Annotated in this window: 14 protein-coding genes; 9 read left to right on the plus strand and 5 right to left on the minus strand. The window is 67.4% G+C overall.

Annotation, left to right across the window (positions count from 1 at the left end):
- The first annotated feature begins 8 nt into the window (after nucleotides 1-8).
- The gene (locus TTER_RS12680) at nucleotides 9-1,154 is read left to right on the plus strand and encodes a glycoside hydrolase family 99-like domain-containing protein (RefSeq protein WP_012876441.1); all 1,146 of its coding nucleotides are present in this window, start codon (nucleotides 9-11) and stop codon (nucleotides 1,152-1,154) included.
- Here TTER_RS12680 and TTER_RS12685 read toward each other — a convergent pair.
- The 5 genes from TTER_RS12685 to TTER_RS15095 all read right to left on the minus strand — a co-directional run bounded on the left by TTER_RS12685 (nucleotide 1,151) and on the right by TTER_RS15095 (nucleotide 7,208).
- Nucleotides 1,151-2,044, minus strand: coding sequence for a carbohydrate ABC transporter permease (locus TTER_RS12685; RefSeq protein ID WP_012876442.1), 894 nt, complete (start codon nucleotides 2,042-2,044; stop codon nucleotides 1,151-1,153). The genes TTER_RS12680 and TTER_RS12685 overlap by 4 nt on opposite strands.
- Nucleotides 2,044-2,973, minus strand: a complete 930-nt coding sequence (locus tag TTER_RS12690; protein ID WP_012876443.1) for a carbohydrate ABC transporter permease — start codon at nucleotides 2,971-2,973, stop codon at nucleotides 2,044-2,046. Before TTER_RS12690 ends, TTER_RS12685 begins: the two co-directional genes overlap by 1 nt.
- 22 nt (nucleotides 2,974-2,995) lie before the next feature.
- Nucleotides 2,996-4,447, minus strand: coding sequence for an ABC transporter substrate-binding protein (locus TTER_RS15085; RefSeq protein WP_012876444.1), 1,452 nt, complete (start codon nucleotides 4,445-4,447; stop codon nucleotides 2,996-2,998).
- 121 nt (nucleotides 4,448-4,568) lie between these two features.
- A complete protein-coding gene (locus TTER_RS15090) occupies nucleotides 4,569-6,704 on the minus strand; it encodes an alpha-mannosidase (protein WP_012876445.1) in 2,136 nt (711 codons plus the stop codon).
- A gap of 180 nt (nucleotides 6,705-6,884) precedes the next feature.
- A complete protein-coding gene (locus TTER_RS15095; protein WP_169302703.1) occupies nucleotides 6,885-7,208 on the minus strand; it encodes a hypothetical protein in 324 nt (107 codons plus the stop codon).
- A 4-nt stretch (nucleotides 7,209-7,212) separates the two neighbouring features.
- On the opposite strand from TTER_RS15095, the gene TTER_RS12710 reads away from it, so the two are divergent.
- From TTER_RS12710 to TTER_RS12745, 8 genes are read left to right on the plus strand one after another with little or no spacing between them, the layout of a single operon-like run.
- Entirely contained in the window at nucleotides 7,213-8,469 is a 1,257-nt protein-coding gene (locus tag TTER_RS12710; RefSeq protein WP_041425308.1) for an ABC transporter substrate-binding protein, read from the plus strand.
- 13 nt (nucleotides 8,470-8,482) lie between these two features.
- On the plus strand, nucleotides 8,483-9,412 hold the full coding sequence (locus TTER_RS12715) for a carbohydrate ABC transporter permease (RefSeq protein ID WP_012876447.1): 930 nt from the start codon (nucleotides 8,483-8,485) through the stop codon (nucleotides 9,410-9,412).
- A 13-nt stretch (nucleotides 9,413-9,425) separates the two neighbouring features.
- Nucleotides 9,426-10,364: a carbohydrate ABC transporter permease gene (locus tag TTER_RS12720; protein WP_012876448.1), complete on the plus strand. Its 939-nt coding sequence runs from the start codon at nucleotides 9,426-9,428 to the stop codon at nucleotides 10,362-10,364.
- A 54-nt stretch (nucleotides 10,365-10,418) separates the two neighbouring features.
- Entirely contained in the window at nucleotides 10,419-13,844 is a 3,426-nt protein-coding gene (locus tag TTER_RS12725; RefSeq protein WP_012876449.1) for a sugar-binding protein, read from the plus strand.
- A 23-nt stretch (nucleotides 13,845-13,867) separates the two neighbouring features.
- On the plus strand, nucleotides 13,868-16,462 hold the full coding sequence (locus TTER_RS12730; RefSeq protein WP_012876450.1) for a GH39 family glycosyl hydrolase: 2,595 nt from the start codon (nucleotides 13,868-13,870) through the stop codon (nucleotides 16,460-16,462).
- Nucleotides 16,463-16,494: 32 nt separating this feature from the next.
- Entirely contained in the window at nucleotides 16,495-17,346 is an 852-nt protein-coding gene (locus TTER_RS12735) for a class I fructose-bisphosphate aldolase (protein ID WP_012876451.1), read from the plus strand.
- Nucleotides 17,333-18,490, plus strand: coding sequence for a Gfo/Idh/MocA family protein (locus TTER_RS12740; protein WP_012876452.1), 1,158 nt, complete (start codon nucleotides 17,333-17,335; stop codon nucleotides 18,488-18,490). The genes TTER_RS12735 and TTER_RS12740 overlap by 14 nt, the downstream gene beginning before the upstream one ends.
- A 6-nt stretch (nucleotides 18,491-18,496) precedes the next feature.
- Nucleotides 18,497-19,636 (plus strand): carbohydrate kinase family protein, encoded by a 1,140-nt coding sequence (locus tag TTER_RS12745; protein WP_012876453.1) that lies wholly within the window; start codon nucleotides 18,497-18,499, stop codon nucleotides 19,634-19,636.
- Nucleotides 19,637-19,639 lie beyond the last annotated feature (3 nt).

The raw sequence follows: 19,639 nt of genomic DNA on the forward strand, positions 1-19,639 counted from the left end.
AGGGATGTATGGAAGTAGGCTGTTACGTGTTTCCGCACTATCACCGCAGCGCGCTCAACGACGTGCTGTACGGGCCTGGGTGGACGGAGTACGTGCTGCTGCGGGGAGCCAGGCCGTGGTTTGAGGGGCATCCCCAGCCCAGGACGCCCCTGCTTGGGGAGCTGGACGAGCGGGAGCCCAGCACCTGGCACAGGTACATCCAGCTGGCGAGGGCTGCCGGGATAGATGTGTTCATCTTCGACTGGTACTGGTATGGGGGAGGGCCAGTGCTGCATGAGGCTTTGGAGGAGGGTTTGTTGGGGGTGGGGGATGGTGGGGGGATGAGGTTTGCGGTGATGTGGACCAACCATCCGTGGGCCTACTGGTTCCCCACGGCCGGGGCGAGGGCCTCGCAGGGGTGGTTGGGGGAGTGGGAGGATGGGGAGCTTGGGGCGTACGAGCTGGTGTACGATGCTCCCCATGGAGTGGAGATCTGGCGGAGCCTGAGCTACATCCTGAGCAGGTACTGTGGGCATCCCTGGTACTGGCGGGTGGAGGGCAGGCCGGTGGTGGGGTTGTGGGACGTGTCGCTGCTGGTGGGGGAGCTGGGGTTGGAGGGCACGAGGAGGCTGCTGGAGGGGTTGAGGGAGCTGGCCCTCAGGTTGGGCCTGCCTGGCATCCACTTCCACGCGGTCTGCCAGGAGCCCGGGGTGCTGCGGGCGCTGGGGGAGGTGCTGGCCGTGGGCGTGGACAGCTACGGGCTGTACAACTCGGTGGCGGTGGGGGCCAGCAGGCTGCCGATCTCGGACAACCTGCCCAGGTACGAGGACGCCGTCCGGGAGGTGGTGGAGCGGGTGTGGCCCAAGCAGGCCGGGCTGTCGGCGCTGCCCTACTGGCCGTGCGTCAGCCCCGGCTGCGACGACACTCCCAGGCACCTGCTGCCGCGGGACCTGGAGCACCCGCGCAGCTGGCGGACGAGGCCGGTGGTGGGGGAGACGCCCGAGGTCTTCGAGGGGTTCGTGCGCGCTGGGGTGGAGTTCCTGCAGGGGAGGGGAGGTCCCAAGGTGCTGCTGATCGGCTCCTGGAACGAGTGGACGGAGGGCCATTACCTCCTGCCGGACACCAGGCTGGGCTTCGGCATGCTCCGAGCCCTCCAAAGAGCCCTCACCTCCTAGCCCTTGATGCCGGTGAAGACTATCCCCTGGATGAAGAGGCGCTGCGCCAGGAAGAACACCAGCAGGACCGGCAGGGTGGCGATGAACGACGCCGCCATCAGCAGGTGCATCTGGGGGCCCACCCGGGCGCTCCCCTGGAAGTTGGCGATGCCCAGGGCGACTGTGTACATGTCCTCGGAGTTGATGTAGATCAGGGGTGTGAAGAAGTCGTTCCAGGAGCCGATGAACGCGAAGATCGCCACGGTTATGATGGCCGGCCTGGAGAGGGGCAGGATGACCCGCCAGAAGATCTGCAGGGCGGAGGCGCCGTCTATGCGGGCCGCGTCCTCCAGCTCCAGCGGGATCGTCAGGAAGAACTGGCGCAGCAGGAAGATGAAGAAGGCGTTGCCGAAGAACGCCGGGACTATCAGGGGCTTGAAGGTGTTGATCCAACCCAGCTTCTGGAAGACGATGAACGTCGGCACGATCGTCACCGCGCCGGGCAGCATCAGGGTGGAGAGCAGCACCATGAAGATCAGGTCGCGGCCCGGCGAGCGCAGGCGCGCGAAGCTGTAGGCCGCCAGGGAGGAGGACAGCACGCTGCCCAGGACCACCATCCCCGACACGAAGGCGCTGTTCAGCATGTAGCGGCCGAAGGGCACGGCGCTGAACACCTCCGCGTAGTTGCCCCACTGCGGGGGCACCGGGACCCATTTGGGCGGGAAGAGGTAGACGTCCAAGGGCCTCTTGAGGGAGGTGGAGACCATCCACGCCAGGGGGATCATGATGATCACCGCGCCCACCAGGATGATCAGCAGGGAGGCCGCCGTCTCGAGGCGACGCCTCCACCTGCGCGTGGCTAGGCGCTCCCGAGCGGTCAGCACGGCCTGCAGCTGCGACACCCTGGCCATCACCTGCCCCTCCTCTCGCCCTCGTAGTACACCCACATCGGCGTGGTCCTGAACACCGCTATCGTGAGCAGGAGGACGAGCATGAACAGGGTCCAGGCCAGCGCCGAGGCGTACCCCATCTTGAAGTAGTTGAACGCGTTGCGGTAGAGGTAGAGCATGTAGAACAGCGTGGAGTTCTCCGGCCCTCCCCCGGTCAGCACGTAGGCCTCCGTGAAGTACTGGAAGGCGCCTATCAGCCCTATGACGAGGTTGAACAGGATGACGGGGGAGATCATGGGGATCGTGACGTACCACAGCTTGGCGAGGCGCCCCGCGCCGTCGATCTCCGCGGCCTCGTACAGCTCCGTGGGGATGCCCTGCAGCCCGGAGAGGTAGATCAGCATGCTCCCCCCGATGCCCCACAGCCCCATGATGATCAAGGAGGGCAGCGCCCAAGTGGTGCTGCCCAGCCAGTCAGGACCCTTGATGCCCAGGTAGCCCAACAGCACGTTCAGCAGGCCGAACTCCGGGTTGAACAACCACCTCCACAGGATCGCCACCGCCACCCCCGAGATCACCGAGGGCAGGAGGTACACGGTGCGCCACAGCGCCAGGGCGGGCACCTTCTGGTTCATCAGGATGGCCACCGCCAGCGCCAGGGTCAGCCCGAGGGGCAGCCCGGCCGCGGCGTAGATCGTGGTGACCTTGAGCGACTGCCAGAAGAAGGGGTCGCGCACCATCTGCAGGTAGTTGGCCAACCCCACCCACCTAGGGGGAGAGAGCAGGTCGTAGTCGGTGAAGCTGAGGGCGAAGGAGGCCAGCATCGGGAAGAGCGTGAACAACAGGAAGCCCAGCACCGCCGGCGCCATGAACAGGTAGCCCTCCACCGCCTCACGCAACCTCAGAGATATGCGGCGAGACCCGCTGCTGGCCCTACCGATCCTGGCCATACCCACCTCCCAACACCGATAGCTAGCCGGATTGCAGCACCTTGTTCCCGTCCCTCTCCACGGTCACGGCGAACTCCTGCGGCGTCATCCGGTTGCGGATGAACTTGTCCCAGTTGGGGTTCCACACCTTGTCCATCATCTCCTGCTGGTTGGGGTGCTGGATGTCCGCCGGCCTGGCGCGCTCCAGCGACTTGACCCAGACGTCGCCGTGCGGGGGCATCCCCGGCTGTCGCAGGAAGACGGAGGAGAACGCCACGTCCAGCCTCGCGGGCACCTGGATCAGCTGCTTGGCTATCAGCGTCTGCGCCTCCTTGCTGGCCGCGAACCAGCGGACGAACTCCCAGCACAGGTCGGGGTTCCTCGTCCTGGCGTTGATCTGCATCGGCGTGCCCGGCCAGAACGCCCCTATGAAGCCCTTGGGCCCCCTGGGCATCATCTGCACGTCCCACCTGAAGGCCTTTATAGCCTTGCGCGACTGGATGCTCCAGCCACCGTCGAGCAGCATGGCGACCTTGCCGCTCTCGAAGGAGCCCGCCTCCCCCAGGGCGCTGGCCTGCTCCGGGGTGGGGGCGACCTTGTACTTGTACATCAGGTCCTGGATGAACTGCAGCACCTTGAGCACCGGGAGGTTGTTCAGGGTGAGCCTGCTGTAGAACGGCCGCCTGTCGACTATGTCCCCTCCCTCCATCCACACCAGGTTGGCCCATCCCCAGTAGGCCACCAGGATGCCGAGCGCCGTGCCGAACTGGACCACCTTCTCCCCTTTGCGCAGCGTGAGCTCCTTGGCGGCGTCCACGAAGTCGTCCCAGGTCCAGTCCGCGCCGGGATACTTGACGCCCGCCTTGTCGAACAGGTCCCTGTTGTAGTACAGCAGGTGGGTGTCCGCACCGGAGTAGAGGCCGTAGATGTGGCCGGTCCCGAAGCGGTAGATGTCCCAGCCGGCCTGGATGAACTTCGACCCATCCAGCAGGATGGGGTCGGCCTCCACGCGGGCGGTGAGGTCCAGCAGCCGGCCCTCCTTGAAGAGCTTGTAGGTGATGTCGGTGGTGGTGATGATGTCGGGACCCGTGCCGGTGGCCAGCAGGATCTTCAGCTTGGTGGTATATTGGTCTCCTGGCGGCAGCGTGAGCCTGATGCGGGTGCCCGGGTACTCCTTCATGAAGGCCGCGGCCATCTCCTTGAAGTACTGGATGCTCGCGGGCCCCCAGTTGTAGTACGAGAACTCGATCTCCCCCGTCACCCTGCCCCCGCTCACGGGCGCGGTCGGCGCCGCCGAGGCGGCGGCGGTGGGCACGGCCGTCGGGAACACGCTGATCGGCGTGGTGGGCACGGTCGGGGCGGGGCGAATGCTAGGGGTGGGCGCGGGGCTGCCCCCAGGCGTCGGCCCCCGCCCGCAGGCGTACAGCGAGCCCACCACGGCCGTGGCCCCAAGCACCCTCAGGAAACGCCTCCGACTCACCCTGCTCCCGCTCATGGCACACCTCCTCCCGTAGCCTCCATCGCTCCTTGTGTTCATGTATATGAACTAGGTTCTCTTCAGAGAACCTAGCGAGGTTATGTTAACGCATGCCCGCGGGCTTGTCAACGGGTGGCGGCTACAGGGGCCTGCCCATCCCCTCGTACCTATCTAACACCACGGGGGGGAGCGCCTGCTGCCTGGCCGCTACGTGCAGCTCCTCGTCCCCGAGGGCGTCGCCGACCCACAGGCAGAACTCGAAGGTGTGCTCGCCCTGGTCGGTGTGGTCGTCCCTGCCGCCGTACACCTCGGGGTCCTGCCCCATCCACGCCATCTTGGGGCTGCGCAGCAGCGTCCACTGCCAGCGCGCCCCGTGCAGGCTCAGGCTGTACGCGTCCTGCGTGACCAGCGCCAGCTGCGCTCCCTCGAGCTCCACCCTGGACCACCCCTGCACCGGCCACTCGACGGGCCCAGGCGTCCTCTCCACCGCTCCCCCCGCCTGGCCGTCGGTCCAGCGGCGCACGGCGCCGGCCAGGTGGATCGGCATCTGCAGCGCCCTGAACCGCTCGGCAAAGAGCACCTCCAGCCGCATGTGGAGCCGTGGATCGCCTCGGTGGAGGCTGAGCGTCCACCTCACGCGCGATCGCCCCAGCCAGCCCTCGGCGCGCAGCCTGGCGCGCAGCGGCCCGCTCTCCTCGATCGCCCATCGCAGGCCCCCCAGCTCCGCCTCCACCGGCTCCTCGAACCGGTCGGTGTGGAAGGTCCAGGTATCCGTGTGGTCGGCGCGCAGGTGCAGCCCTATACCCTCCAGCAGGGGCCTGCCGCGGCTGCTCAGCCCCACCACCCCGGACCCTCCCACCTCCACCCGCAGGTGGGCGTTCTCCAGGTATCCCTCAGCAACCGCCAGGTCGGTCCGCACCTCCTTGCCGGGGGCAGGGCCGTCCCGCACCAGCAGCTGGAGCCCGGAGGTCGGCGCCAGCTCGACCGGGAACACCACGCGCGTGGCGCCCGGGGCGCCGGGCTGCACCCGCTGCACGTCCACAGGGCGGCCATCTGGGTCGCTCAGCCACCTGTCCCCCCACGGCTGGAAGTCCAGCCAGGGCTCGGCCTCCACGTACCCCTCCCAGGGAGCGGCATCGAGGTTGACCACCACCAGCTGGTGCGCGTTGACCGGCGGCAGCTGGCGGCGCGCCCACAGCCTGGTGGCCTCCAGCACGACCTCCTCGCCGGCGATCTGCGCCCTCCCCTGCATCGCCCTCACCGCCCCCCAGCACTGCGGGGCGGCCGTGCCCGCCAGCACGTCGTGGAACTCCGTCAGCAGCAGGTCCTCCCACGCGGCCTCCAGCCTCCCCCCCAGCTCCCGCGCCCGCGAGGGCTCCCGCACCAGCCGCTCGACCGCCCCCCGCGACGCCTCCAGGAGGTGCTCGGTCCGGCGCTGCCGCTGCTTGATGTCGTGCATCACGCTGTAGCAGCCGGGGAAGGTGTGCTGCAGCTCCTCCGTCACGACCGGCAGGCGCTCCCTCTCGCCGGCCACGGCCTCGAAGAACGCCTCCGGCGTGCTGAACCGCAGCTCTATCCCCTCCCACGCGTCGCGGTGTTCCAAGATGTACTCTATCTGCGCCTTGGTGGGCCCTCCGCCGTGGTTGCCCACGCCGTAGAAGCACATCGTGTGCCCCAGGTCACCGGAGGCCTCCACCGCCATCATGATCCGCTCGTAGAGGTCCTCCTCGTAGAAGGTGTACGAGGGCACTATCCTGAACCCGACGACCTCGCCGCCCTTCGGCCCCCTCCACCGGAAGGTCTGGGCCGGCAGGGGCTGCTGCTGCGGGCTCGGGCGGTGGAACACGAACCCCACGTACCCCTCGTCCGCCAGGATGTCCGGCAACGTCGCCGGGTGGCCGAAGGAGTCCACCTGGTAGGCCACGCGGGGGACCACCCCGAACCGCTCCCGAAAGTACCTGCGGCCGTGCTCGATCTGCCTCCGCCAGCCGGCCTCCGTCGGCAGGTTGGAGTCGGGCTGGACGAACTGCCCGCCGGTGACGTGCCACTGGCCCCGCCGGACCAGCCCCCTCACCCGCTCGAACAGGTCGGGGTCCAGCCGCTCCACCCAGCGATAGAGCCAGGCCTCCCCCCGAGTGAAGATGAACTCCGGGTACTCGTCGCACCGGTCGGCGGCCGAGCGGAAGGTGCCCAGGGCCTCGTCCACCCCCGCCTGCCACGGCCACAGCCAGATGGGGTCGATGTGCGCGTTGCCGATCATGTGCACCACGGTCATGCCTGCTACCTCCTCCCGTCTTGATCTTTCTCTAGGGTATTGACAACGTTAGCATAGAGGCTTATGATAGTCAACAACCGAGCGCATAGAGGCAGCTGATCGGGCGGAAGAAGGAGGTGGTCCGAGCGGAGCAGCGATCTTCAAGGTCCTACAACACCCGCGCTTTGCAGGGCACACACCTTACAACGATGGAGGAACCACGATGCGAGACAGCCTTATCAGCCGGAGACGATTCATCCAGATCGCGGGCTTGGCCACCGTCCTGACGACGCTGGAGGCCTGCGGAGGTGCGGCCGGCACCACGCCCACCCCGGCGGGCACGGGCGCTTCGCCCTCACCCACGGCCGCCGCCTCACCTTCGCCATCGCCCCCGAGCTCGCCCTCACCCTCGCCCACGACCCCCAGCTCGCCCTCGCCCACCGCGGCCCCCGTGGTCACCCCCACCGCGGCCCCCAGCGGCACCCAGGGCTCGATAGGCCTGCCCAAGCAGATAGCGGGGGGCAAGACGGTGTCGATCCGCGTGGAGAACACCCCGCGACCCGAGGACCGCGCGGCCTACCAGCTCTGGCGGGACAAGATAGCCAGGTTCAACAAGCTGTACCCCAACGTCAAGATAGTCAGCGACACGTACGCCTGGGATCCCTCCACCTTTCCCGCGAGGATCCAAGGAGGTACCGCTGGTGACCTGTGGCTCGTGCCGTTCACCGAGGTCCAGAAGCTGATCTCCCAGAAGGTCGTGGCGGACATCACCGACCTGATGCAGAGCTGGCAGTACTTCCAGGACTGGAACCCAGGGATGCTCAAGATCGTGACGGGGCTGGACGGGCGCATATACGGCATCCCGGCCGGGGGCTACGTCATGGGCCTGGTGTACAACCGGGCGCTCTTCAAGCAGGCTGGGTTGGACCCCGAGAAGCCCCCGCGGACCTGGGATGAGCTGGCGTCGGACGCGCAGAAGCTGACCGACCGCAGCAAGAACCGGGCCGGGTTCGCCGTGCTGACCACCGGCAACCAGGGCGGGTGGCAGCTGCTGAACTTCGTCTGGCAGGCCGGGGGGGACTTCGAGAAGCAGGTCAACGGCAAGTGGAGGGCGGTGTTCGATTCGCCGCAGGCCGCTCGGGCGCTGCAGTTCTACCACGACCTCCGGTGGCGGTACGACGTCCTGCCGCGCAACACCCTCCTGAAGGCGGATGACATATTCCCGATGCTGGCGTCGGAGCAGCTCGCGATAGCGATCTTCTCGCCCGGTTGGATCGACATAGTCGTGAGCCAGCACGGGGGCAAGCTGGAGGACTTCGGCATGGCTCCCCTCCCGGCCGGCCCGGCCGGGCGTGCGGAGCAGACCGGGGGCGCCGTGCGCTTCATCAACGCCAAGAGCAGCCCCGAGGCCAGGGAGGCCGCATTCTGGTTCGCCATCTGGGAGGAGTTCGACCTCAACGAGGTCTTGTTCAACACCCAGGCCGCCGCCATGGCGGGCAAGCTGGTGGGGCTGCCCGATATACCCCTCATGCGAGGGGAGTACCAGCGCAAGCTCCAACAGATCATCAGCAGGTACACGAACGTGCCCACGCAGAACTACCGGCTGTACGTCCAGGAGGCCGGTCGGTACGCCCGTCCCGAGCCGCCCATAGAGGCCCAGGCGCTGTACGCCCTGTTGGATCCGGTGGTCCAGGCCGTGCTGACGGACAAGAACGCCGATCCCAGGGCGCTGCTCGGGCGGGCGGCCAGGGAGTTCCAGACGAGGTTCCTGGACAAGGCCCAGTAGCGGAGGCGGGTGCATGCGCGCGGCAAAGGCCAGCCCCAGGACCATGGCTCGGGGAGCGACGTGGGCGCACATTAGGAGGAAGGTGCTGGAGCAGGCCACGGCCTACGCCTTCCTGCTCCCCGCGCTCCTCGTGTTCGCGCTCTTCAGCTGGTACCCCATCCTGAAGGGGTTCACCGTGGCGCTCCAGCAGGTCACGCTGGGGGGGGAGGCCAGGTGGGTGGGGTTGGCCAACTTCCGGTACGTGCTGAGCGACCCCCTGCTCCCGATCGCTTGGCGCAACACCCTGTACTTCGCCGGGCTGGGGTTGGTGATCGGCTTCTTCGTGCCGGTGGTGCTCGCGATCCTGGTCAACGAGGTGCGGCGTGGCCAGGCCCTCTTCCGGGTCGGGTTCTACCTGCCGTCCATCATGCCCCTGGTGGTCGTCGTGCTCCTGTGGAAGTGGATCTACGACCCGGGCAACGGGCTGCTGAACGGCGTGCTGCAGAGCCTGGGCCTGCCCCAGCTGGGGTGGTATCAGGACCCGAAGCTGGCCATGCCGAGCCTCGTCATCATGTCCACCTGGACCTACGCGGGCGCGACGACGCTGATCTACCTGGCGGCCCTGCAGGGCATCCCGGCCCACCTCTACGAGGCGGCCGAGATAGACGGGGCCACCGTGCTCCAGCGGATGAGGTACATCACCCTGCCGCAGCTCCGCGGCGTGATGCTGATCATGCTGATCCTGCAGATCATCGGCACGATGCAGGTGTTCACGGAGCCGTTCGTCATGACGGGGGGAGGACCCAACAACGCCACCCTCACGGTGATGCTCCTGATCTACCAGTACGCCTTCGCGTACTCCAACTTCGGCGCGGCCACGGCCCTGGGGCTGATGCTGTTCGTCGTGCTGGTGGTGTTCTCGATCGCGTACTTCGTCCTGACGCGCAGGCTACAACAACTGTAGGAGGGGAAGCACCATGGCCACACCGATGAGAGCTCCCGCGGCGCCCGTGGAGGAGGTCCGCGCAGCTAGGGGGGAGGCGCACGAGCGCTCGCTCATCTCGCCGATGGATCTGCGGACCTGGCGCTACCGCCTGCTGTACGCCGCCATCCTGCTGGTGCTCCTGGGGGCGCTGGCCACGGCCCTCTTCCCCCTCTACTGGATGTTCACGAACGCCTTCAAGCCGACGGCGGAGATCTACAAGTTCCCCCCCAGCCTGGTCCCCCAGTCCTGGAATCCCGCGAACTTCAAGCTCATATGGGAGGTCTTCCCCTTCCCCAAGTACTTCAGGAACACGCTGGTCATCGCGCTCGGCACGTTGCTCCTGCAGATCACGGTGAGCAGCATGGCCGGCTACGCCCTGTCCAAGCTGCGCCCAGCCCTCGGCCGCGTGGTGCTGCTCGCCTTCCTGAGCACCCTGATGGTGCCCAGCGTGGCGTACCTCATTCCGCAGTTCCTGAACATCAGGTCCCTGCCGATCCTGCACATCAGCCTGTTCAACACCTACTGGGCCATCTGGCTGCCCGCGGCCGCCAGCGCCTTCAACATCTTCCTCTTCAAGGGCTTCTTCGACGAGATCCCCAACGAGCTGGTGGAGGCGGCGCGCGTGGACGGCGCCTCCACCCTGCAGATCTTCTGGCGGATCATCCTGCCCCTCTCCAGGCCGGTGCTCGCGGTGGTGGGGATCTTCACCTTCACCGGCTCGTGGAACGACTTCCTGTGGCCCCTGCTGGTGATCCAGGACCCGAACAAGCAGCCGGTGTCCGTGGCCCTCTATTACCTGAACACGTCCAACGTGCAGTGGAACGCGATGATGGCGGCGCTGCTCATCACCGCCCTGCCCCCGATCCTCGTAGCCCTGCTGTTCCAGAGGCAGCTGGTGCGGGGGATTGCCTTCACGGGGCTAACGGGCTGAGCGGCAAGGGTGCGGGAGTCGGCAGATGGCGACGCGCATGCGGAGGAGGACGATATGAGAGGTAAACATATAGGTAGGCTGTTGGCGGTGGCGGCCATGGTGGCCACGCTGCTTGGCTCCCAAGGGGCCATCCCAGCACGAGCTGTTGAGGCGTTGTTCTACGACGACTTCTCGACTCCCAGCCCTCGATGGGTAGTCGAGGGGGGCACGTGGCAGGTGCAGGATGGGTACTACACCGGTGATGGCGGGTTCGAAGATGCGCCCGAGCCGGACTACGCCTGGGTGGACGGCATCGGGACGAACGTGGTCATTACGACGCAGGTGACTCCTCTCGCCTACGTCACGGACCACCGGATCGGTATCTCCGCCCACGTGCGCGGCGGACACACACCATCGAACACGGACACGAAGTGGAGCCTCATCCTGCACGATGGGACGCTCTCGCTGCTGGAGGAGGGGATCGCCTGGAGGGCCCAGGTGCCGTTCGATTACGCACCCGACCACGCCTACCTGTTGAAGATGTCGATCTCGGGCGGCCGAGTGCAGGGAAAGGCCTGGGAGGTGGGCTCGCCCGAGCCCGCTGGCTGGATGGTCACCGCGGAGTTCACCACGCAGCTCGGGGAGGACGGTGTGGGGTTGTACAGCGGCAGGGCGCGCGCGAGGTTCGACTTCATCCGCGTGGATCCAGGCCCACCTAACCTCAGCCTCGGATCCGATCGGGTGGGCAACGTCTTCGTGGACGGCGAGGCTGCGGAGCTCACGGCAACCGTCAGAGATCAGGGCGGCCAGGGGGGCAGCTATACCCTGGAGTACGCCATCCAAAACGCGTACGGCCAGAGCGTCCGGCAAGGATCGGAATCCCTGAGCCTGCCGCCCGGCGGCGAGGTCCAGCGCACGGTGAGCGTGAGCCCCTCAGCGCACGGGTACTACTCGGCGAGCTTCGAGCTGCGGGCCGGCACCGAGGTGGTGGCCAGCGCGAGCACCACCCTCGCCATAGTGGCGGCGCCGATCGAGGGTACGCGACCCGAGTCCCCATGGGGCATAGGAGGGGGCGGCGCCTTCATCGGCATCCGCTTCGGAGAGCAGCAGGCGCGGAACTCCCTTGAGCTGGTCCACAGGGCGAACATCGCCTTCACGCGCGAGGAGATCTTTTGGGAGAGCGTCGAGCCCCGCCAGGGAGAGTTCCACTGGGAGGTGTTCGATCCCTCCGTGGAGGAGGCGCACAGGCAGGGGGTGCTCATCATGGGGCTGCTGGACTACTTCGCCCCCTGGTCCGTGCCCTACGGCTATGGAGGGCAGGAGGGCGAGGTGGATTTCGATACGGCAGTGCGCAACTACGCCAACTACGTGTACCAGACCGTGAGCCGTTACAAGCCGGGGGGAGTGCTGGCCCAGCAGGAGGGGTGGAGCGATGGCTACGGCATCCGATACTGGGAGGTGTGGAACGAGCCCCCTACCTTCTGGTTCGGTACGGCTGAGCAGTTCGGTCAACTCGTGAGGGCGGCGTCCGAGGCGATCCGTAGCGCCGATCCACAGGCAACAGTGGTCGTCTCCAGTGGAGGGCCAGAGTTCGACCAGACGGTGATCGAGGTGGCGGGCATAGAGGCCTACGATGCGCTAGCGATCCACCTCTATCCGGGTCCAACCAGTCCCGAGGCGGGCAGCTTCGTGCGGAGCGTGCGGGACACACGGGACTTCCTAGACCGCCACGGTGGGCAGGACGTAGCGATCTGGATCACCGAGATGGGCTGGGACACCACCGGGGGGGTCTCCGAGTGGGAGCAGGCCAGCTACATAGTGCGGGCGAGCGTCCAGACGCTCGCGGCAGGATCAGAGCGCAACTTCATATTCACCTTCAACTACGGCTCCGAGCCCCCTGGCTGGGGCATCGTACATCCCGATCTGACCCCGAAGATCTCGTACGTGGCCTACTCCACGCTCACCCACCTGCTGGAGGGCACGAGGCCTATGGGCGAGGTGCCGATGGGCTCGGCGCTCCGGGCGTACGTCTTCGAGGGAGGTGGCAGGTCAGTCGGGGTGGTGTGGAGCGTCGCCGAGGATGGCGAGCTCACGATCGACACCCAGGGCATGCACCTCTCGGCGCTCGATCTGATGAACAACCCGACCGGCGAGCACAGCGGCGACCACCTCACGATCAGCCTTACCGGTCGCCCGGTGTTCCTGGTTGGCGAGGGCGTAACAGCCAACCAGATGCAGGCGATGATCGAGCGGGGCGCGGTGAGCGGGATCACGCCCCTCGGCATCGACATCTCCCAGTTGGGTGACCTGCCGACCACGCTCCCGCCGCTAGAGGTAACGGTGACCAACAGGGTGAACGTGCCGCAGTCCGGGACCGTCACGCTGTCGCTACCTCCGGGTTGGGAGGTACAAGACAACAGCCTGGCTTTCGGGCCGCTCGCCCCGGGGGAGGAAGCAACGCTCACCTATCGCTTGGAGGAGGTGGTCACGCGCGACGACAACACCTACGCCGTCACCGCCACAGCAGCGCTCGACAACGGCGGCAGAGTGTCGGCTACCGAGAACCTGTTTGTGACAGCGGTAGTCCACGGCACCCCCACGATCGATGGGGATCTCTCCGACTGGACCCGCGCAGCTCCCGTGCATGCGGACACGGCGGACAAGGTGGTTGGCATCCCCGGCTGGACTCCGCAAGACCTGTCCGCCACCGCCTGGACCATGTGGGACGATGATTACCTCTACTTTGCAGCAAAAGTGACGGACGATACGTTCAGCCAACCAAACACCGACGGCAACATCTGGATGGGGGACAGCGTGCAGCTGTTCTTCGACACCCTCAATGACAAGACGACTTACCAGGATGAGGACGATCAGGAATGGGGCATCGCGCTCACCCCGGACGGACCAGAGGTGTTCCGCTGGAGCGGCGGTGGAGGCTTCGGATACGTGGACTTGGCACGACTTGCTGCGGTGCGCGGCGAGAACGGAGATGTAACTTACGAGCTGGCCATCCCGCTGGCTGAGTTAGCACCTCTGCGACCCGCGCCGAGTTCACGGACGGGATTCACCTTCCTCGTGAACGACGACGACGGTGGAGGGCGCGAGGGCTGGATCTCGTGGACCCCAGGGGTGGGCAACGCGTGGAATCCATCGCTCTTCTCCACCTGGACCTTCGTCGAATCGATCGGCCAAGCGGCGTTGCGCGTCGAGCGCGACCGCGGCAAACCCCTCGCGGACACGATCGCCTTCACCTTAGGCGGGGGCACGGCCCAGCTCATCGTGCACAACCACGGCGTCACGGCAATGGAGGTGCGCTTCAGCGGTGGGCAGGTGCTCACCCTGAGCACCAAGAGGTCCACGGGCCGAGATACCTACCGTATCGCGCTCGAGGGGGACACGACGATAGACGTAAGCCAGTACGTCCGGGAGGGTGCGAACGCGATGGCCGTCAGGCCGCTGGGAGCGCCAGGAAGGTTCGCGATCCTTACGGTGTTCGACTGAGGGGCCGGCTTGGGAGGTGTGCTATGGTCAAGGCATCTGACGTAAGGGCTATACTCACAGCGGTGCTCATGATCGGGCTTGTCGCGGTAGCAGGCCTCCGCGGGACGATCCCGGCTGCGACGGCCACACACTACCGCGAGATCACGGTCGACACCAACACCGCGACCGGAGCATTCAACAGGGCGCTGTTTAGCGTGACGGGGTACGCACAGCTCAAGGTGTCCGCACAGCCCATAGCGCAGGACACGTACGCCATGCTGCATCCGGCCGGGACCCAACAACGCATCGAGACGATGATCGACCAGACCTCCCCCGAGCCCGGCACCTTCTACCCCGACAGGATGTTCCGGTTCGTGGACAACACGGACGACGCCTACTTCAGGGAGGTCACCGGCAAGGGGATGGAGCCGGTGCTGCTGCTGGCGTACAACACGCCTTGGCTCACCCGCACTGGGGCGCTGAACGAGCCGCCGACCGACCCTCAGGCGTGGGCAGACATAGCCTCCAAGGTGATCGAGCACTACAACGGGGATGGCTCCGACCCGAACTACAAGCTGAGGGTGAAGTACGTCGAGATCTGGAACGAGCCGAACCTGGACCAGTTCTGGAGCGGCACGGACGAGCAGTACTTCGAGCTCTTCAGGGTGGTGGCCCGCACCATCCACGCGCGCTTCCCCGGGGTGATGGTGGGCGGCCCGGTGTACTCGCCGGGAGCCCCAGGCTACTACGAGTACGGCCAGCGCTTCGTCGATGCCGTCGGGGAGGAGATGGACTTCTTCGTGTACCACTCCTACGGCGACTCCGTCGCCAAGATCCGCTCGGACATCGAGCTGTGGCGCGACTACATCGCCTCGCACACCTCCCACCACCACCCCAAGCTCATGGTCACCGAGTCGGAGCAGTTCATCACCGACGACGCGGCCAAGCTCCAGTACATGCTCGACAGGCAGTTCGCGCTCCTCGACTACGCCGACACCCTCCTGGGCTGGCACCAGTTCTGCCTGTACGAGTACCGTGAGGGCTGGTACACGTTCGGGCTGATCCACGGCGATGGCTCCGTGTTCCCGGGCAACTACTGGCCGTACTGGCTGTTCCGCGACGCCTCCGGTAGGACGCTGCGGGTGACGGCCAGCTCGCCCTCGGGCGGGGCGGGCCCCGAGCACTACGTCGCGACGCGCTCGGAGGACGGGCGGAAGATCAACCTGGTGTACTGGCGACCGCAAAGCGCCTCGGGGGACCAGGTGACCCGGTTCTCCTTTGTGCTCCCGCGCGATGGCGTGAGGCGGGTGTTCACTGCCTCCCTCCTCCTCGGGGACACGCAGGGGGTGGTCGACGCGGAGGCGGTGGAGGGCACAGCCCGTAGGTTCAACTACACGCTGAGGCTCCCACCCGGCGCGGCGGTCTCCCTGACGCTGGACGACGCAGCCAGGGCGTCAGCGCCCTGGCTCGGGCTGACCTCCACGGCCGGCGAGGTACCCCTCCACGGCACGTTCGAGGTGACCGCGACGCTCCTCAACTCGACGCCCGACCCCATCAGCGGGGAGATCGGCCTGCGCGGGCTCCCGCCGAACTGGACCGTTATGGCAGTCTCGGGCAACCCACGCTTCGCCAACCTCGAGACCGGCGACTCCACGAGCGTGACCTGGAGCGTCAAGGCCGACACCGTGACGGATGGGCCGCTGGCGTTCTACGCCCAAGTGGCGTTGGGTGACGGCCGATCCACCCACTCCATCCCGGTGCGCGTGCAGGTGCTCCGCCCGGTACGGATAGTCCCGGTGCCGGACTACACCTACTTCGCACCGGGCGAGACTCGCCAGTTCACCCTGAGGCTCACCAACGCCCTCTCCACCCCGATCGATGGCACGGTCGCGCTGGAGGGCCCCGCCAGCTGGAGCCCCTCCGCCCCGCAGGCGCTCTCGCTGGACGCCCACCAGACACGGGAGTACGCCTTCACGCTGACGGCGCCGGTGGATGCCGCCCTCGGCACGGCCACCGCCTATGCAAGGGTCACCCTCGGCGGGGACACCTACACCAGGCCGATCAGCCTGGTGGTCAAGCAGTACGACCCGAACCGCCCAAGCACGATCGTGGACCTCTCCCCGTACTACAACGGTGACGGCTTCTCGTACGACAGCAACCCCGGTGACGGGGACCTGGACTACAGCGGCTTCCTGCTGCCGGCCGACACCTTCCCCGGGAACCAGCGGGTCCGCTACATGGGCGTGCTCTTCCAGACGCCAGATGTGGCGGACGGCGCCAGGAACGAGGTGGCGGTGGATGGCCAGACGGTGAGCGTGCCCGCGGGCAGCTACAAGGCGCTGGCGATGCTGGTGAACGCCACCAACGGGGACAGGTCGGGGACGGTCAAGCTGACGTACGCGGGCGGAGAACGGGAGGCCGTGCCGCTGCAGGTGAGCGACTGGTGCGCGGGAGCGCACTACGGAGAGGAGGCCGTGATCTGGTTCGATCACAGGCACAGCCCCTCCGGTGACGCCCAGCCCCCGTGTGGTATATACTACACCGAGGTGCCCGTGGACCCGGGCCGCACGCTGCAAGCGGTGAGCTTCCCCTCCGAGCCGAACCTGCACCTGTTCGCGCTGTCGGGGGTGGGACCATGAGCGAGATCTCACGTGGGAAGGAGGAGAGGTAGGTGAGCCCCAATCCCAGACTCAACAGGCTGTTTGCGCCGGACGGCAAGTGCTTCGACGTGGCGGTAGACCACGGCTTCTTCAACGAGGGGACCTTCCTGGAGGGCATCGAGGACATGCGGAGGGCAGTCACGACCTTGGTCGAGGCGGGCCCCGACGCCATCCAGCTCTCCCCAGGACAGGCCAGGCTGCTGCAGGAGATCCCCGGCAAGCAGAAGCCCGCGCTCGTGCTGCGCACCGACGTGGCCAACGTGTACGGCAGGGTGCTCCCTCGCCACCTGTTCAGCCAGCTGATCGAATCTCCCCTCGAGCAGGCGCTGCGGCTGGACGCGGCCTGCGTGGTCGTCAACCTCTTCCAGATACCCGGCCAGCCGGAGCTGTACCACGAGTGCCTGCGCAACGTGGCGCGCCTCAAGCCCGAGTGCGAGCGGTACGGCATGCCGCTGATGGTTGAGCCGCTGGTGATGAGGCCCAACGAGGTGGCGGGCGGCTACATGGTGGACGGGGACCCCGAGAAGATAGTGCCGCTTGTCCGGCAGGCGGTGGAGCTGGGGGCCGACGTCATCAAGGCCGATCCCACCGATGACCCAGCGGATTACTGGCGGGTGGTCCAGGCGGCGGGGGAGGCGCCCGTGCTGGTCAGGGGCGGTGGCCGGGTACCGGACGAGGAGGTCCTGCGGCGGACGCACGCCCTGATGCGGCAGGGGGCGCAGGGGATAGTCTACGGCCGCAACGTCATCCAGCACCCGCACCCCCGAGCGATGGTGCGGGCGCTCATGATGGTCGTCCACGAGGGCGCCGGGCCCGAGCAGGCGATGCGGGCGATAAGGGAGGCCGCCCATGCCCAGGCGTAGGGTCCGCTTCGGGATCATAGGGGCGGGGCTGATGGGGCGCGAGTTCGCGGTCGCCTCCGCCCGCTGGCCTGCCCTGCTGGACCTGGACGTCGCCCCCGAGATAGTTGCCGTGTGCGACGTCGACCCCGCGGCCTTCGCCTGGTACAGGGAGCGCTTCCCGTCCGTCGCGCTCTACACCCACGACTACCGAGAGCTGCTGGCCAGCGACGAGGTGGAGGCGGTGTACTGCGCGATCCCGCACAACCTGCACGCTCAGGTGTACGTGGATGCCATCGAGGCTGGCAAGCACCTGCTGGGCGAGAAGCCGTTCGGGATCGACCTGCCAGCCTACGAGCGCATCATGCGCGCCGTGCGGGCGCACCCCGAGGTGCTGGTGAGGGTCTCCTCGGAGTTCCCCTTCTACCCAGGAGCCCAGAGGATCGTGCAAGCGGTGCAGCAGGGGCGCCTGGGCAGGATCATAGAGGTCCGCGCGGGCTTCCTCCACTCCAGCGACCTGGACCCCAACAAGCCCATCAACTGGAAGCGGAGGGCCGATACGAACGGCGAGTACGGCTGCATGGGAGACCTCGGCATGCACGTGGTCCACCTGCCCGCGCGCTTCGGCTGGCTGCCCAAGAACGTGCGGGCGCTGCTCTCCAACATCGTGCCCGAGCGGCCCGACCAGCAGGGACGGATGGTGCCCTGCGACACCTGGGACAACGCCATCCTGGCCACGGAGGTGGAGGCGGAGGACCAGAGCTTCCCGATGATCCTGGAGACCAAGCGCATATCGCCCGGGGAGACCAATACGTGGTACCTGGAGGTCATGGGGACGGAGCGCTCGCTCGCGTTCAGCACCAAGCGCCCCAGGACGCTGCGCTTCCTGGAGTACCGGCCCGGCGGCGAGCAGGCCTGGCAGTCGCTGGACCTGGGCCACGAGAGCGTGTACCGGACCGTGACAGGAGGCATCTTCGAGTTCGGCTTCCCCGACGCGATCCTGCAGATGTGGGCGGCGTTCCTGGACGAGCTGGCGCACGGAGAGGAGATGATCGGGGGCTTCAGGTGCGCCACCCCCCAGGAGGCGGGGGTGAGCCACAGCCTGTTCACCGCCGCGCTGGAGTCGCATCGCACCTCTGCGGTGGTGCCTGTGGGGGCAGGAGGGTAGGCCGGGATGCGCGCGGAGGCCGTGGTGGCGGGCCACACCTGCCTGGATATCATACCGGAGTGGACGCACCGCTCTGGCCTGGAGCTGCTGCCGGGCACCATCACACACGTGGGGCCCGCGGGCATCGCCACCGGCGGCTGCATGCCCAACACGGGGCTGGCGCTGGGCAGGTTGGGCGTCAGGACCCGCCTGGTGGGCAAGGTGGGGCAGGACGAGTTTGGCCAGCTCGTGCGCGAGCTGCTGGAGAGGCGCGGGCGGCACATGGAGGTCAGGCTGCTGCCCAGCCCTGGGGAGCACACGTCCTACAGCGTGATCCTCAACCCCCCGCAGATCGACCGCGTGGTGCTGCACTACCCCGGCACCAACGACACCTTCACGAGCAGGGACCTGCCGTCCGATGCCCTGGCGGGGGCGCGGCTGCTGCACTTCGGCTATCCCCCCATCATGCGCGCGATGTACGAGGACGGGGGCAGGGAGCTGGAGGAACTGCTGCGGAGGGCCAAGGAGCTGGGGCTCACGACGTCGCTGGACATGGCGTACCCCGACCCCGATAGCCCGGCGGGCAGGGCGGACTGGCCCTCGATCCTGGAGAGGGCGCTCCCCTGGACAGACGTGTGCGTGCCCTCGATCGGCGAGATCCTCCTGATGCTCGGGCAGCCCCAAGGAGTGGTGACCCCGGAGCGCGTCCGCGGCGTCGGGGCGAGGCTGCTGGAGATGGGCGCGGCGATCGCCGGGGTGAAGCTGGGCGAGCGGGGACTGTACCTGCGGACGGCTGGAGAGGAGAGGCTCGGGCGCGCCGGGCCCGCGCTGACGGCCAGGGGGGAGTGGGCGTGCAGGGAGCTGTGGGCCAACGTGTTCGAGGTCCAGGTGGTGGGGACCACGGGGGCCGGAGACGCCACCATGGCGGGGCTGTTGATGGCGTTGCTGCGGGGCTTGCCCCCGGAGGAGGCGCTCACCGCGGCGTGCGCGGTGGGAGCCTGCAGCGTGGAGGCCCCGGACGCCACTAGCGGGATCCCAAGCTGGCAGGAGATCGAGGCCCGAGTGCGCGCGGGCTGGCCCAGGCAGCGTCGCAGCCCGGGCCCGGGCTGGGCCGAGACCCGCACCCCGGGCGTGTGGCGCGGCCCGGACGACGTGACCAACAGGTGACCA

This window comes from Thermobaculum terrenum ATCC BAA-798 (genome assembly GCF_000025005.1).
Taxonomy (GTDB): domain Bacteria; phylum Chloroflexota; class Chloroflexia; order Thermobaculales; family Thermobaculaceae; genus Thermobaculum; species Thermobaculum terrenum.

Bases quoted from the DNA above. Each gene is read 5' to 3' on its own strand.
- TTER_RS15090 (WP_012876445.1), bottom strand. From the start codon at position 6,704: ATGACCGTGGTGCACATGATCGGCAACGCGCACATCGACCCCATCTGG.
- TTER_RS12680 (WP_012876441.1), top strand. From the start codon at position 9: ATGGAAGTAGGCTGTTACGTGTTTCCGCACTATCACCGCAGCGCGCTC.
- TTER_RS12725 (WP_012876449.1), top strand. From the start codon at position 10,419: ATGAGAGGTAAACATATAGGTAGGCTGTTGGCGGTGGCGGCCATGGTG.
- TTER_RS12740 (WP_012876452.1), top strand. From the start codon at position 17,333: ATGCCCAGGCGTAGGGTCCGCTTCGGGATCATAGGGGCGGGGCTGATG.
- TTER_RS15085 (WP_012876444.1), bottom strand. From the start codon at position 4,447: ATGAGCGGGAGCAGGGTGAGTCGGAGGCGTTTCCTGAGGGTGCTTGGG.
- TTER_RS12730 (WP_012876450.1), top strand. From the start codon at position 13,868: ATGGTCAAGGCATCTGACGTAAGGGCTATACTCACAGCGGTGCTCATG.
- TTER_RS12720 (WP_012876448.1), top strand. From the start codon at position 9,426: ATGGCCACACCGATGAGAGCTCCCGCGGCGCCCGTGGAGGAGGTCCGC.
- TTER_RS12690 (WP_012876443.1), bottom strand. From the start codon at position 2,973: ATGGCCAGGATCGGTAGGGCCAGCAGCGGGTCTCGCCGCATATCTCTG.
- TTER_RS12685 (WP_012876442.1), bottom strand. From the start codon at position 2,044: ATGGCCAGGGTGTCGCAGCTGCAGGCCGTGCTGACCGCTCGGGAGCGC.
- TTER_RS12715 (WP_012876447.1), top strand. From the start codon at position 8,483: ATGCGCGCGGCAAAGGCCAGCCCCAGGACCATGGCTCGGGGAGCGACG.
- TTER_RS12745 (WP_012876453.1), top strand. From the start codon at position 18,497: ATGCGCGCGGAGGCCGTGGTGGCGGGCCACACCTGCCTGGATATCATA.